Source organism: Pseudomonas flavocrustae (genome assembly GCF_029872515.1).
Taxonomy (GTDB): Bacteria; Pseudomonadota; Gammaproteobacteria; order Pseudomonadales; family Pseudomonadaceae; genus Chryseomonas; species Chryseomonas aestiva.
This window is the reverse complement of the sequence record NZ_JAPDIQ010000018.1, coordinates 25,988-40,894: the sequence shown is the minus strand read 5'-3', so window position 1 is coordinate 40,894 and position 14,907 is coordinate 25,988. Positions and strand designations below refer to the sequence as shown.

Below are 14,907 nucleotides of genomic sequence, written 5' to 3'. Positions count from 1 at the left end.
TGCCTGATAAGCGTTCGAACAAGAAACCGGCCTAGGCCGGTTTCTTGTTCGAACGCTTATCAGGCAGCGGCGGGGGTAGCCAGGGCCTTGATGTGAGCGTTCAGGCGGCTCTTGTGACGAGCGGCCTTGTTCTTGTCGATGATGCCCTTGTCGGCCATGCGGTCGATGACCGGGACGGCAGCAACGTAAGCGGACTTGGCTTTTTCCAGGTCCTTGGCTTCGATCGCCTTGACGACGTTCTTGATGTAGGTACGCACCATGGAGCGCAGGCTCGCATTGTGGCTGCGACGCTTCTCAGCCTGTTTGGCGCGTTTTTTGGCGGAGGGGGAGTTAGCCACCGTGGAGCTCCTTCGAAAAAGACTGTATTGGGTACAGAGCGAACTCTGTAGCAAGTACAGAGCTAAATTAAGGTCGCGAATCTTGACGTCCCTGGCGTCGGCTGTCAAGGCCGTCTGGATGGATATCCGGCTGGTCGCCGATGAAGGGCCTCGTTACACTCGATCGCTTATGCCCATCGCACGACTGCGCTCGCGCGCTTCCTTCGTCACGTCCCGCTGCGTTCACCGAGTCCTCTCCCAGCCATGAATCTGCTCAAGTCCCTGGCCGCCGTCAGCTCCATGACCATGCTGTCCCGCGTGCTGGGTTTCGTGCGCGACACCATCGTCGCCCGCACCTTTGGCGCCGGCATGGCCACCGATGCCTTCTTCGTCGCCTTCAAGCTGCCCAATCTCCTGCGCCGCATCTTCGCCGAGGGCGCCTTTTCCCAGGCCTTCGTACCCATCCTGGCCGAATACAAGGCCCAGCAGGGCGAGGAGGCCACCCGGACCTTCCTGGCCTATGTCAGCGGCCTGCTGACCCTGGTGCTGGCGGTGGTCACGGTGCTGGGCATGCTGGCCGCGCCCCTGGTGATCTGGATCACCGCGCCGGGCTTTGCCGATACCCCGGAGAAATTCGCCCTCACGTCCAGCCTGCTGCGGGTGACCTTTCCCTACATCCTGCTGATCTCCCTGGCCTCCCTGGCCGGCGCCGTGCTCAATACCTGGAACAGATTCAATGTACCGGCCTTCGTGCCGACCCTGCTCAACATCAGCATGATCATCTTCGCGCTGTTCCTGACGCCCTATTTCGATCCGCCGATCATGGCGCTGGCCTGGGCGACCCTGGTGGGTGGCCTGGCCCAGTTCCTCTATCAGCTGCCACACCTCAAGCGCATCGGCATGCTGGTGCTGCCGCGGCTGAATCTGCGCGACACCGGCGTCTGGCGGGTCATGAAGCAGATGGGGCCGGCGATCCTCGGGGTCTCGGTCAGTCAGATCTCGCTGATCATCAACACCATCTTCGCCTCCTTCCTGGCGGCCGGCTCGGTGTCCTGGATGTACTACGCCGATCGCCTGATGGAGTTGCCTTCGGGAGTGCTCGGCGTGGCGCTCGGGACCATCCTGCTGCCGGCGCTGTCGCGCACCTACGCCAAAGCCGATCGCCAGGAGTATTCGCGACTGCTCGACTGGGGGCTGCGACTCTGCTTCCTGCTGGTGCTGCCCTGTTCCGCGGCCCTGGCGTTGCTGTCCGAGCCGCTGACCGTCTCGCTGTTCCAGTACGGTCGCTTCGATGCCCATGACGCCCTGATGACCCAGCGGGCGCTGGTCGCCTATGCCGTGGGACTGCTCGGCATCATCCTGGTCAAGGTGCTGGCGCCGGGCTTCTATGCCCAGCAGAACATCAAGACGCCGGTAAAGATCGCCATCTTCACCCTGGCGGTGACCCAGGTGCTCAACCTGATCCTGATCGGGCCGCTGCAGCACGTCGGCCTGGCCCTGGCCATAGGTCTGGCGGCCTGTCTCAACGCCGGCCTTTTATTCTGGCAGTTGCGCCGCCATAACCTGTTCATCCCCCAACCGGGCTGGACGGGCTTCCTGCTCCGGCTGCTGATCGCGGTGGCGGTGATGACCGCCGTCCTGTTCGGTCTGATGCAGCTGTTGCCCAGCTGGAGCGAAGGACTGATGTGGCAGCGCCTGCTGCGTCTGGGCGGCCTGGTCGCGGCGGGGGTGCTGGCCTATTTCGCCAGTCTCTTCCTGCTCGGCTTCCGCGTGCGCGACTTCAATCGGCGCGCGGTGCTGTGATTGCACAAGGCCGGGTGTGCGCCTGTCCTCGCGGCGGGCATCCGGATATAATCGATTAATTTCTGAGCAATCCCTATCCATGCAGCTGTTTCGCGGTCTCCATCATCTCGACGCCTTTCCCAAGGGCTGCGTTGCCACCATTGGCAACTTCGACGGGGTTCACCTGGGGCACCAGGCCATCCTCGCGCGGCTGCGTGAGCGAGCGGCGGAGCTCGGGGTGCCCAGTTGCGTGGTGATCTTCGAACCGCAGCCCCGCGAATTCTTCCTGCCCGACATCGCGCCGGTGCGCCTGACCCGCCTGCGTGAGAAACTGGAATGCTTCGCGCGCCTGGGCGTCGACAACGTGCTCTGCCTGAATTTCAATCGGCGGCTGCGCGAGTTGTCCGCCGAGGCCTTCGTTCAGCAGGTGCTGGTGGACGGCCTGGGGGTGAAGCACCTGGAGATCGGCGACGACTTCCGCTTCGGCTGCGACCGCGCCGGCGACTTCACCTACCTGAATCTGGCCGCCCGCGACCATGGCTTCACCCTGGAAGCCGCTACCACCGTCGAGCTGGACGGCCTGCGGGTGAGTAGCACCCTGATCCGCCAGGCTCTGGCCGACGGCGATCTGGCCCTGGCCGCGCGCATGCTGGGACGCCCCTACAGCCTTTCGGGGCGGGTATTGCACGGCCAGAAGCTGGCGCGTCAGCTGGGTTGGCCCACGGCCAACGTTCAGCTCAAGCGGCGCCGACCGCCGCTGCGCGGCGTCTATCTGGTCAGCAGCCTGATCGATGGGCAGGTGGTACCCGGTGTGGCCAACATTGGCCAGCGACCGACGGTGCAGGGCGATGGCCGTCCGCATCTGGAAATCCATCTGCTGGACTTTTCCGGCGACCTCTATGGTCGCCACCTCAGCGTGACCTTCGTGCAGAAGGTCCGCGACGAACAGAAATTCGCCTCTCTGGAGGCCCTCAAGGCGGCGATCGAAGCGGACGTCGCCACGGCCCGCGCCTACTGGCAGGGGCAACCGTCAACGAGCCTGGACTGACATGACCGATTACAAAGCGACGCTCAACCTGCCGGAAACGGCATTCCCGATGAAAGCCGGCCTGCCGCAGCGCGAGCCGGAAGCGCTCAAGCGCTGGCAGGACATCGACCTGTACGGGAAGCTGCGCGCCATCGGCAAGGGCCGTCCGACCTTCATCCTGCATGACGGTCCGCCCTATGCCAACGGCAGCATCCACATCGGTCATGCGCTGAACAAGATCCTCAAGGACATCATCACCCGCTCCAAGACCCTGGCCGGCTTCGATGCCCCCTATGTGCCGGGCTGGGACTGCCATGGCCTGCCCATCGAGCACAAGGTGGAAACCACCTTCGGCAAGAATCAGCCGGCGGACCTGACCCGCGAGCGCTGCCGCGCCTATGCCAGCGAGCAGATCGAAGAGCAGAAGGCCGGCTTCGTCCGCCTGGGCGTGTTGGGTGACTGGAGCAATCCCTACCTGACCATGAACTTCGCCAACGAGGCCGGCGAGATCCGCGCGCTGGGCGAACTGGTCCAGAAGGGCTTCGTCTTCAAGGGCCTCAAGCCGGTCAATTTCTGCTTCGACTGCGGCTCGGCGCTGGCCGAGGCCGAGGTGGAGTACCAGGACAAGAGGTCCGACGCCATCGACGTGGCCTTCCCGGTCGCCGATGCCGACAAGCTGGCAGCCGCCTTCGGCCTCGGCGCGCTGGCCAAGCCCACCGCCATCGTCATCTGGACCACCACCCCCTGGACCATCCCGGCCAACCAGGCGCTCAACGTGCATCCCGAATTCACCTATGCGCTGGTGGACGTCGGCGATCGCCTGCTGCTGCTGGCCGAGGAACTGGTGGAAAGCTGCCTGGCGCGCTACGGCCTGCAGGGCGAGGTGATCGCCACTGCCCCGGGTACCGCCTTGGAACTGATCAACTTCCGCCACCCGCTGTACGAGCGACTGTCGCCCATCTACCTGGCCGAGTACGTCGAGCTGGGCGCCGGGACCGGTGTGGTGCACTGTTCGCCCGCCTATGGCGAGGACGACTTCCGCATCTGCAAGCAATACGGCCTGAGCAACGACGACATCCTCAATCCGGTGCAGAGCAATGGCGTCTACGCCGAGTCGCTGCCGCTGTTTGGTGGCCAGTTCATCTGGAAGGCCAATCCGGCCATCGTCGCCACGCTGCAAGAGGCGGGCGCGCTGCTCAAGCACGAAGCGATCAATCACAGCTACATGCACTGCTGGCGCCACAAGACCCCGCTGATCTATCGCGCCACTGCCCAGTGGTTCGTCGGCATGGACAAGCAGCCCAACGAAGGCGCCACCCTGCGCGAGCGCTCCCTGGCGGCCATCGAGCAGACCCAGTTCGTCCCGGCCTGGGGCCAGGCGCGGCTGCACGGCATGATCGCCGGCCGTCCCGACTGGTGCATCTCGCGCCAGCGCAACTGGGGTGTGCCGATTCCCTTCTTCACTCACAAGGAAAGCGGCGAGCTGCATCCGCGCACTGTCGAATTGATGGAAGCCGTCGCCCAGCGCGTCGAGCGCGAGGGCATCGAAGCCTGGTTCAAGCTCGATCCCGCCGAACTGCTCGGCGAAGAAGCCGGCCAGTACGACAAGAGCCGCGACACCCTCGACGTCTGGTTCGATTCCGGCACCACCCACTGGCACGTGCTGCGTGGCTCCCATGCCGAGCTGGCCCATGACCAGGGGCCGGTGGCCGATCTCTACCTTGAGGGTTCCGACCAGCATCGCGGCTGGTTCCATTCCTCGCTGTTGACCGGTTGCGCCATCGACGGCCATGCCCCCTACAAGGAACTGCTGACCCACGGTTTCACCGTGGACGAACAGGGCCGCAAGCAGTCCAAGTCGCTGGGCAACGTGGTCGCTCCGCAAAAGGTCATCGACAGCCTGGGCGCCGACATCCTGCGCCTCTGGGTCGCCTCGACCGACTACACCGGCGAGATGGCGGTCTCCGACCAGATCCTGCAGCGCAGCGCCGACTCCTATCGTCGCATCCGCAACACCGCGCGCTTCCTGCTCTCCAACCTGTCCGGCTTCGATCCGGCGGTCAATCGGGTCGCCCCCGAGGACATGATCGACCTGGATCGCTGGGCCGTGGATCGCGCCCTGCTGCTGCAGCAGGAAATCGAGCAGGCCTACGCCGAGTACCGCTTCCTCAACGTCTACCAGAAGGTGCACAACTTCTGCGTGCAGGAGCTGGGCGGCTTCTACCTGGACATCATCAAGGACCGCCAGTACACCACCGGCGCAGACAGCCTGCCGCGGCGCTCCTGCCAGACCGCGCTGTATCTCATCGCCGAAGCCCTGGTGCGCTGGATCGCGCCCATCCTGTCCTTTACCGCCGACGAGATCTGGCAGTACCTGCCGGGCGAGCGTGAAGAGTCGGTGATGCTGACCACCTGGTACGACGGCCTCTTCGCCCTGCCCGAGGGTGCGACCCTGGATCGCGCCTACTGGGATCAGGTGATGGCGGTCAAGGCCGCGGTCAACAAGGAGCTGGAGAACCAGCGCGCCGCCAAGACCCTGGGTGGCAGCCTGCAGGCGGAGATCACCCTCTACGCCGACAGCGCCCTGCAGACCGTACTGGAGGCCCTGGGCAACGAACTCAGATTCGTGCTGATCTCGTCCCAGGCCGCTGTCCAGCCGCTGGAAAAGGCCCCGGAAGGCGCCGTGACCAGCGAACTGAGTGGACTCAAGCTGGTGGTGCGCAAGTCCGAGGCCCCCAAGTGCGCCCGTTGCTGGCATCACAGCCACAGCGTCGGCCAGGATGCCGCACACCCGGAGATCTGCGAGCGTTGCGTGACCAACGTCTACGGCGCAGGCGAGGTACGTGAGCATGCGTGACGCCCAGCGTTTCGGTGCCTTGCCCTGGTTGGCCCTGAGTGTGCTGGTGATCCTGCTGGATCAGCTGACCAAGCTTTACTTCCAGGCCAACCTGTCGCTTTACCAGCAGGTGCCGGTGATTCCGGACATCCTCAGCTGGACCCTGGCCTACAACCCGGGCGCTGCCTTCAGCTTCCTGGCCGATCACTCCGGCTGGCAGCGCTGGTTCTTCGCCGGCATCGCGGCGGTGGTGAGCGTGGTCCTGGTGGTCTGGCTCAAGCGCCTGCGCAACGACACCTGGACCGCCATCGCCCTGGCCCTGATCCTTGGTGGCGCCCTGGGCAATCTCTATGACCGCCTGGTGCTGGGCCACGTCATCGACTTCATCCTGGTGCACTGGCGCCAGGAGTGGTACTACCCGGCTTTCAACCTGGCCGACAGCGCCATCACCGTCGGTGCCGTGATGCTGGCCCTGGACATGTTCCGCAAGAAGAAGCCCGAGGAAGCCCATGGCTGAAATCACCATCGGCCCGGATACCCGGGTCACCCTGCATTTCGCCATCAAGCTGCAGAACGGCGACGTGGTGGACAGCACCTTCGACAAGGCGCCGGCCACCTTCACCGTTGGCGACGGCAATCTGCTGCCCGGTTTCGAGCAGGCGTTGTTCGGCCTGGAAGCCGGTACCAAGACCAGCCTGACCATTCCACCGGAGCGCGGCTTCGGCCAGCCCAACGACGGCAACCTGCAGACCATGGCCCGGGACGACTTCAGTGACATGGAGCTGTCGCCCGGTCTGCTGATCATCTTCGGCGACGCCGCCGGTGGCGAGATGCCTGGCGTGGTCAAGAGCTACGACGACGAGCAGGTGATCATCGACTTCAACCACCCGCTGGCCGGCCGTGTGCTGACCTTCGACGTGGACATCCTGGCCATCGAGCCTGCCGTCTCCCACTGATCTACCGCCGCCCGTGAAGCGGGCAGAGGAGCCTATGCAGATCAAGCTCGCCAATCCCCGCGGCTTCTGCGCCGGCGTGGACCGCGCCATCGACATCGTCGATCGGGCGCTGGACGTTTTCGGTCCGCCCATCTATGTGCGTCACGAAGTGGTGCACAACAAGTTCGTGGTCGACAACCTGCGCGCCCGGGGCGCCGTCTTCGTCGAAGACGTGGCCGACGTACCGGACGACGTCATTCTCATCTTCAGCGCCCATGGCGTCTCCCAGGCCGTGCGCCGCGAGGCCGCCGAGCGTGGCCTCAAGGTGTTCGACGCCACCTGCCCGCTGGTGACCAAGGTGCACATGGAAGTCGCGCGCTACAGCCGCGATGGCCAGGAATGCATCCTCATCGGCCACGCCGGGCATCCGGAAGTGGAGGGCACCATGGGTCAGTACGATGATCGTGCCGGCGGTGCCATCTACCTGGTGGAAGACGAGGACGACGTGGCAAGGCTCGAGGTGCGCAACCCCGAAGCCCTGTTCTACGTCTCCCAGACCACCCTGTCGATGGACGACACCCGCATTGTGATCGACGCCCTGCGCGCCAAGTTTCCCCACATCAACGGCCCGCGCAAGAACGACATCTGCTACGCCACCACCAACCGCCAGGACGCGGTAAAGACCCTGGCGCTGGAAAGCGACGTAGTGCTGGTAGTGGGCAGCCCCAGCAGCTCCAACTCCAACCGTCTGCGCGAACTAGCCGAACGTCTGGGCACCCCGGCCTACCTCATCGACGGCGCCGAAGACCTGCAGCAGAGCTGGTTCGAAGGTGTACAGCGCATCGGCGTCACCGCCGGCGCCTCGGCCCCTGAGGTCCTGGTACGCGGTGTCATCGACCAGCTGCAGAGCTGGGGCGCCACCGGCGAGGTCGAGCTGGAAGGCGAGCCGGAACACATCACCTTCACCCTGCCGCGAGAGCTCAGGGTAAAGGCGGTATAGGACGTCCCTGGCGCCCTAGCGGCGCCAGCAGTCGGCGGTAGTGGCGCCGGTGCCGCTTTGGCCCTTCAAGCCGGCATTGTCGAGCGTCAAGTTGCCGCAGCGATCGCCGGCCATGGGGCCGCTTGCACGAGGGGCCGCCTGAAGGGTGTAGCCAGTAGCCGTCACCGCACTCAGGCTCAAATCATAAACGGGCCGCCCTCCATCCTTGGGAGCGGTAGTGAACGGCAGGGTGGGTGCCGTACCGGCCGCATCTGTGGTGTAGCGTCCCAGGCGGGTGTAGTTTCGTTCCATAAACTGTGCCAACTCCATGAGTGAGGCCTGGGCATCAGCTCTGTTAGCCCTGCGTATGTGCTCCTGATACGACGGATAGGCGATGGCGGCCAGGATGCCGACGATGGCCACCACGATCATAAGTTCAATGAGCGTGAAGCCAGTCTGTCTGGGTAGATGTGGCCACTTATTGGATGCAGGCATAATCAGTTCCTGATTTCTCGCCAAGAGACTCGCCCTGATGTCCTCGTTCCTTTAGGAATAACAAGACGGTTGCCTTGGCTGTCATAAAGCACGTCTGTAGATGAAGGAGTACCATCCGCCAAGGTATCCCTATTCAATATGGTAGGTGTTTTGAGAATACCGCCATTGATATCTATCATGCCGGAGTCAGGTATGTTTCCTCCGAGCAAGGTGTCGTTGTCGCTATCGTTCAGTTGATTGTCTTGGTTCAGGTCGAAATAGGTGTATTTCAGCGAACCGCCATTTAACGGATTGATTGCCATGGTCCAGCTGGTGCCGCCGCCGGTGCACGGGTCGCTTGAAGGCGTCAGTGTCGTGAATACCAATGCACCACCGTGCAGTCTACTCGACGAAACCACTCTTTCTCCGGTCAAAGTACCCGGCCCGCCATTTGCGCTCTTCCACACCAGGTCCAAGAACCAGCCGGCTTGGTTTGAGGTAAGGTCGAAGGTGCTGACACGACGTCCTTTTCTTGTGCCAACCGTTCGCTCGTTGAGGATCTTCTGCTCAAGCAGCTGACTTCTGGTAACCGTTTGGCCGCGATCAACGATCCCGTAGAAGGTTTCCATGCGCGGCGTACCAGTCAGGTTGTTGTCGCCTATCTGAAAGTAGCTACCGGTCCCGAACAGGATGATGGCTTTGCCATCGGTATTCAGGGCCGCGCTGAGAGGAGCGGTGATGGGTTGTCTGGCAGCGTTACTAGCGTTGCCGGCAGTCGCAATGAACATAGGGGCGCTAGGCGTTTGCCAGGCCGTGCTATCCGTGCTGGAAACGTCGAAACGCCACAGATTCCCGGCCGTATCTCCTACATAGAAATAGTCAGTGATGCGATCATTATTCAGATCTATCGCCAGCGGCTCGCCCAGGCCGCCCGTGGTGGTAAGGGTAAAGGTCTTGAGTACATCGCCATTGCTGGCATCAAGAATCCATACCTTGCCTGAAGTCACGGCGTTATCGCTAAAGCCGCTGGTGACGATGACGCCGAATTTGCCATTGGGTAGGGCGACGATGGCCGGCTTTTGAATGGGATAGCGCATGTCTGGAGAGGAAAACTCCCAGAGCGCTGCTTGATTCGTCATAGCTCCAGGATTCGTGACATCCAAGGCAAAGACTCCATTGCCACCGGCCCCTGTGGTGCCTACGATCAGAGTATGCCAACTGTTGCCGAAGTAGACGTCAGAAGTCGCTGGAGAGCCATCCACGAAGTATCTATGACTGTAGTTGCTTTGGGTCAGCCGGTAGAGGTTGCCCATCACTGCTTGAGGCACATAGGCAAAAAGTTCGGTTCCACCCGAGCTGGTAAGGCTGGCATCAAAGCCATGCAACATGCCATCGTTGGCGCCGACGACGATCAAAGGTGTGCGGTTCTTATAGGCTGTGCCTTGGCGGAAAGCGATGTATTGATCGCCGCCAAGGGCGCTAGGCAGCAGGTTATAGCCGTAGTCTGGCTGACCTACATACAGCGGGTCGGAATTGACGATATCGCCTAGGCGACTAGCACGCTTACGCAAGGGATTGGAGGCGGCGGTTTCCTCGCTGCGGTTGCCCTGCAGATAGGCCAATCGACGTTTGCCCTCATCCTCACTGGCTTGACTGCCGTCGGTATTGCGACGTAGCGCGGTCTGCCCCTCCGCTTTGATGCCATCCCAGTCGAAGTTCTGGCGATCCGTCGATACCAGGTTGGTACCCGTAAAAGGCCCCATGGTGAATATCTTGCGCGTAGACCAGGACTGGGCATCCAGCTTGGCCGCAGCGCTCCAGAGGCTGGTGGCAGACAGGGTGCCGTCGGTATTGAAGGTCTTTGCAATCAGATCCCCGCTCCAGTAACGGGCACTGAAGTTCGCTTGGTAGAAAGCTGTGCCGGTTTCCAGAGAGCCACTGTTGGCGCCCAGAGAGGTGCTGGTGTTACTGGTTTCGCTGGCGATTTTAGCAAAGGCGTTCTTCAGACTGGTAGTCATGGCTTGAGCGTCGCTGGCCACGAAGAAGTTGTCCGGACGTTTGTCTCCTGTCGGCAGGGTTTCGCCGTTGGTTGTCCAAAGGTTTTCGGTGATGCTGGCCTGAGTGGTCGTGGTTGCATAGGGTTGAAAATTACTGGGTACTACGAAGCCACCATATTTGGCTGCAAGCCAATATTGGTTCTGACTTTTTCCAGCGAGCGTCTGGTTTTCCCGAACGTCCATCCAGTAGGTGGATATCGTTTGATTGCCGGCCAGATCCGAGCGCTGATCTTGGGTATGGGCATCGTAGGCAAGGCCGGCGATATAGGCCGAGTTTCCACGGCCGGTAAAGGGCGTGTTGATGGTGATGTTTTCCAGCGAGGCAACTTTCTGGGTGGCGGTTTGTACATTCACCGTGGTGTCTGCTGTCACCTCGGGGGGCTTAGCGGGTTCGCCACCTGAGGAAGTGTCGCCTCCTGGGAGATTCTTGTCTTGCCAGGTATTGGTATCACCGATACCGAGAATCACGTTTTTCTGGCAAGAGTAGGTGATGGGGTCTTGCCAGCTGGTAACAACTGGGAAGCCATCGGCTTGAGCATAACGATTGGTCGCGTTCCCGGTGAGATTGCTATAAGAGGCCACGTTGCCTTGATTCTTGAAATAGCGGATGGCTGTGTAATAGAGCTCGCTGACCGGGTCTAAACTTTTCAAATTTCGATAGTTTTTCTGGGCGTCATAGGGCATTGAGCCGAATTTATTCAGGTAATTGATGACGCCACTGTTGGTGATGCCTGTAGTGCCCGGTGTGTCGCTGGCTTCGGTAGGTGAAGGATTGATACTTTGAACACCAGTGGTCGCGTCCCACTCCGTCCTGGAGTTGCTGCTCTGGTCAGGATTTACCGGGCCGATGAATGCCTGGTTGGCTCTGAGTACGCCGCCATCGCGAAGCTGATCGGAATCGTTGAGATAACTGAATACTGAGTAGCGTAGTCGATCTGAATACTGTTGTAGCAAGCCTTCGGGCTTGTAGTTGGTGTCCGAGTAACGCTTACAGTTAGTTTCAATGCCTACCGCCGGATTACAGACCCGTACCTGAACGCGCACGCGATAGACGCTGTTGGTATAAAGGGCAATACCTCCGGGGTAGTAGTCTCTGCGAAGATTGTTGCCATCCCATTGACGCGTATTGCTTGGGTCCAGATCAACCCAGACCTCAGACCAGTTGTTGCCATAACCATAGTTCGCGGAACCGCCGCCGCCAATACGGTCGTTCCAGTTGGAAAACAGCATGTCGAAACCCTGACCTTCCAACCGAACGTAGAGGTTGTCCCAAGTGGCTGCGAAAGGCGTTGCGCCGGCGATTTCGGACGGAGGTATAACCCCTTGATCAGTGTTAAGGCGATTGCCAGCGCTGTTCTGCCCGTCATGTCGGGCTTTTTGAAGCACCGTAAGGGTTGCGGTATCCCTGACGCGAGCACCACCTGTCAGGGCGCTGCGAAACGGATCGATGGTAGGTGTCGCGGCCCAGTTGAGAAAGTTACCGCTCCACTGCTTGGCGCCCGTGCATTTACGGCCGGTAGCGGCGCTTTGAGGCTGAAACCAACTGTTATCCAAGTTGGTACCACCTTGACCGGTTGCATTCGCGTAACTGTATACGTAGCACTTATTGGAGTCGAAATAGCCGCTGTAGGTGTTGGCTGAGCTATAGCTGCCAAGGTTGGCTACGGAAAGTACCGTCGGCCACTCTACTGACGGTACCAGCGCGAGACTACCGGGTATGTCACCACCGGTTACCAGAGGCGATTGCGAAACGGTCGCCTGGGCTAATGGCGCTATGGCGAGACAAGCCAGCAGGCCAGAAGTGCTAAGGCGGCTGAAAGGTGCAGTAGATCGGCGCATGGAAATCTCCGGGCCTAACGCCTGATGTAAAGGGTACTGATTTCTACGCTGGAACTGGCTGCAGAGCTGGCGGACTGACCGTTGCTAGAGAGGGACAAGTCTTGAGCTGCACCCTGACCCTTGCTAAGGATACGGACGACGCTGGTCGTGATGGGTTTGCTGCTACCTATATCCCCTCCAGCAGTTCGCAGGGTGACCCCGGGCAGCGGCACGATGCTGTAGATGGTCGACTGCAGTTCTGGCGGAGTGATCGTTACGGACCGTGGCACCATCATGTTCTGCAGCGTAGCGAGACTGGCGTTCATTACCCACGTCTCGGCGACTCGTTGGCCCATCTCGGCAGCCTGGAAGGCTCGGCTTTCGTCACGCAGATTTCCGGCCATGCGCTCCTCAAGGGTCGTGCCACGCATGCTGCCAAGGGCTAGCAAGGTCAAGAGCAGTAGCATCACCAGGGTGACGATCAGTATCGCGCCGCGCTGTGCCGAGGGAAGCTGATTCATGGCAGGTGATTTCGGATGCTGACGGTAAGAGTGAAGACCTGGCCAATGCGGCCATCGGCGATGGTTAGTGGATCGACACCCTGGACCGGAGGATCATTGAAGACCACCTGTTGATTGGGCGTGACGGCATTGCGCTCGCGACTCACGGCTAGCAGGCGGATGCGTGCCGAGACTACGCTTTGCCAATCTGTAATATCGCTAGCGTCTTTATAGATACCGGTACCCGAGGTGCTGAGGCTGCCATTAGTGGTTGCTGTGGCATAACGGATCTGGAGCCGCTGGATACCACTGACCAGTTCTTCCGCTGGTTGATTGAGGCCGTCGTAGACCCTGCGCCAGAGTGAAGGGACACCGGTATCAGGATTGTTCTGCAGGTAATACACCACGCTTTGATAAAGCAACAGCTGAGCCATGTCACTACTAGTGCTGGGACTGGTGCTGCTACTGGTGTTCTTGGCGATGGTGGTGCCGTAGTCGTGTGGGGCGAAGGTCCTGCCATTGGGTAGGGATACACGATTGTCGTTGACCGCGCTCTGATTGGCGAACAGATGGCAGCTCAATGGGTCGCTGATGACCAGCAGACGATTCTGAGGTAGGCCGGCGGAGGTCGAGATCTGGGTTGCCGTGGCGCCAGTCAGCAAGACACCGGCAGGTGTCACCGCATGTGCAAGAAAGACTACATCGGTGTCAGGCGTGCGTGCATCGAAGGTTGGCTTGAACCAAGGGGGCGTTCTGTTCGGGGCTTGGTTATTGACATCACTCGTGGTACTCCAGCCCTGTATACCCGTAGTCAAGACATAGCGGATATCGTCCGTGCCATCCTCCTGTTGGGTGAGGGTGGTCGGCAGCAAACTGGTGAGAGCTGTCAGGCATCCCCCTCGATAACCCGCGTTCCGCAGGTCGAAGGACAGAAATTCCAAGGCGAAGCGTCCTGACTCCTGCACTTGCGACAGCGCCGAATTGGTCTGGTAAGTACGTTTGGAGGATAGGAACAGCTGCAGTACGCCGCCCATCAATAGCAGCCCAAGTAGCAGGGCTATCATCAACTCTATGATGGAAAGGCCGCCTTGCCGCTTGGCTGAGATGGGCCTCATAGCTGCGTCCTGTAGGTGAAGAGCTCGAAGCTGCTGTTGCTAGTGGCAGGGCTGCTGCAACTGTCGCTTGTCGGCGCCACCGCCTGAGCCGATTTGATGGCAGCGCGGCGATCATTCCAGCAGATGGTGACGATGACTGCGTTGCTGTTATCCAGGCTAAGGCTGCCTGTGCCTTGGGGAAGGCTAAGAGCCAAGGCATTTAGCCAGCCATTTACGTCTTGCTGGGCCGCTGAACCCGAAAGCGCGTTGTCGCTTTTTGAGGTCGGAAAACTCACTGAATAGCTGCTCCGGTTGGCCAGCGCTGCAACTCGATTCGCGCGCATGCGATCCACGATGTCATTGGCCAGAATGGTGGCCTGGGAACGATAGTAGGCGCCCTGGTTGCTCTGCACGCTCACTGTCTGCAAACCGGCCAGACCCAGCAAGCCGATAGCCAGGATGAGCATGGCGACCAATACCTCGATCAGGGTGGCGCCCTTTTGCCATCCGTACCCGCTCATGGGCAGCCACCTACGTTGACCGTGGCATTACCGGTTGCGCTGATCTGGATGGTACGGCTGCACGTGGGCGCCGTAGTAATCGTAAATGTTGCCTGAGCGCCACTGAGGCCATTGCTTTGATAGGTAATGCCTGTGCTAGGACCCGTGAGAGTGCCACCACTGATAGGTTCCCAGGTTCGTAACACGATGGTGCCTTGCATCAGGCGCCAGCCGGATGACCAGTCCGCGCCGTCTACGCAAACGTTGCTACCTGCGGTGCTGCGACAGAGCACGACATTGGTCCGCCGCTTTAGAGCTTCGGACCGCGCGAGTTGCAGGGTGCCCAGCAACTCGTTGCTTAACACAGCCGCACGATTGCTTTGCAGTATTCGGGTAAAGGATGGCGCAGCAATGCTGATCACGATCGCCAGAATGGCGATCGCTACCATGGTTTCGATCAGGGTAAAGCCGTACTGGGTACGCATCGTCTTTTTCGCCAGGCTGTAAGGCCAAGCATGGGGGATCATGCGTGGCTGGGCCAGCGTACGGCGGATATCCGGTCAAAACGGCAAGGTATTTGGTCAGTGC

At 60.8% G+C, this 14,907-nt stretch carries 13 protein-coding genes; 6 read left to right on the top strand and 7 right to left on the bottom strand.

The features are described 5' to 3' along the window. Nucleotides 1–59: 59 nt before the first annotated feature. On the bottom strand, nt 60–338 hold the full coding sequence (rpsT, locus tag OMP44_RS24290) for a 30S ribosomal protein S20 (RefSeq protein WP_007160795.1): 279 nt from the start codon (nt 336–338) through the stop codon (nt 60–62). 243 nt (nt 339–581) lie between these two features. On the opposite strand from rpsT, the gene murJ reads away from it, so the two are divergent. The 6 genes from murJ to ispH all read left to right on the top strand — a co-directional run bounded on the left by murJ (nt 582) and on the right by ispH (nt 7,897). Continuing rightward, nucleotides 582–2,120, top strand: coding sequence for a murein biosynthesis integral membrane protein MurJ (gene murJ / locus OMP44_RS24285; protein WP_133861313.1), 1,539 nt, complete (start codon nt 582–584; stop codon nt 2,118–2,120). Between the two features lie 79 nt (nt 2,121–2,199). After that, a complete protein-coding gene (ribF, locus tag OMP44_RS24280) occupies nt 2,200–3,147 on the top strand; it encodes a bifunctional riboflavin kinase/FAD synthetase (protein WP_133861312.1) in 948 nt (315 codons plus the stop codon). Nucleotide 3,148: 1 nt separating this feature from the next. Beyond that, entirely contained in the window at nt 3,149–5,983 is a 2,835-nt protein-coding gene (gene ileS, locus OMP44_RS24275) for an isoleucine--tRNA ligase (RefSeq protein ID WP_273861777.1), read from the top strand. Next, the gene (lspA, locus tag OMP44_RS24270; RefSeq protein WP_133861310.1) at nt 5,976–6,479 is read left to right on the top strand and encodes a signal peptidase II; all 504 of its coding nucleotides are present in this window, start codon (nt 5,976–5,978) and stop codon (nt 6,477–6,479) included. Before ileS ends, lspA begins: the two co-directional genes overlap by 8 nt. Further along, entirely contained in the window at nt 6,472–6,918 is a 447-nt protein-coding gene (locus OMP44_RS24265) for an FKBP-type peptidyl-prolyl cis-trans isomerase (protein ID WP_187980260.1), read from the top strand. Before lspA ends, OMP44_RS24265 begins: the two co-directional genes overlap by 8 nt. A 34-nt stretch (nt 6,919–6,952) precedes the next feature. Continuing rightward, complete coding sequence (gene ispH, locus OMP44_RS24260; protein ID WP_208692784.1) at nt 6,953–7,897, top strand: 4-hydroxy-3-methylbut-2-enyl diphosphate reductase; 945 nt, start codon at nt 6,953–6,955, stop codon at nt 7,895–7,897. 15 nt (nt 7,898–7,912) lie between these two features. On the opposite strand, the gene OMP44_RS24255 is transcribed toward ispH, so the two are convergent. From OMP44_RS24255 to OMP44_RS24230, 6 genes are read right to left on the bottom strand one after another with little or no spacing between them, the layout of a single operon-like run. Next, on the bottom strand, nt 7,913–8,371 hold the full coding sequence (locus OMP44_RS24255; protein WP_187980258.1) for a type IV pilin protein: 459 nt from the start codon (nt 8,369–8,371) through the stop codon (nt 7,913–7,915). 2 nt (nt 8,372–8,373) lie between these two features. Beyond that, on the bottom strand, nt 8,374–12,246 hold the full coding sequence (locus tag OMP44_RS24250) for a pilus assembly protein (RefSeq protein WP_187980257.1): 3,873 nt from the start codon (nt 12,244–12,246) through the stop codon (nt 8,374–8,376). 14 nt (nt 12,247–12,260) lie between these two features. Beyond that, nucleotides 12,261–12,746: a pilus assembly PilX family protein gene (locus tag OMP44_RS24245; protein ID WP_187980256.1), complete on the bottom strand. Its 486-nt coding sequence runs from the start codon at nt 12,744–12,746 to the stop codon at nt 12,261–12,263. Beyond that, on the bottom strand, nt 12,743–13,840 hold the full coding sequence (locus tag OMP44_RS24240) for a PilW family protein (protein WP_280311528.1): 1,098 nt from the start codon (nt 13,838–13,840) through the stop codon (nt 12,743–12,745). Before OMP44_RS24240 ends, OMP44_RS24245 begins: the two co-directional genes overlap by 4 nt. Then, nucleotides 13,837–14,340 carry a type IV pilus modification protein PilV gene (pilV, locus tag OMP44_RS24235; RefSeq protein WP_187980254.1) on the bottom strand — a complete coding sequence of 168 codons (504 nt, stop codon included), beginning with the start codon at nt 14,338–14,340 and terminating at the stop codon, nt 13,837–13,839. Before pilV ends, OMP44_RS24240 begins: the two co-directional genes overlap by 4 nt. Beyond that, nucleotides 14,337–14,804 (bottom strand): GspH/FimT family pseudopilin, encoded by a 468-nt coding sequence (locus tag OMP44_RS24230; protein ID WP_280311527.1) that lies wholly within the window; start codon nt 14,802–14,804, stop codon nt 14,337–14,339. Before OMP44_RS24230 ends, pilV begins: the two co-directional genes overlap by 4 nt. Nucleotides 14,805–14,907: the final 103 nt, after the last annotated feature.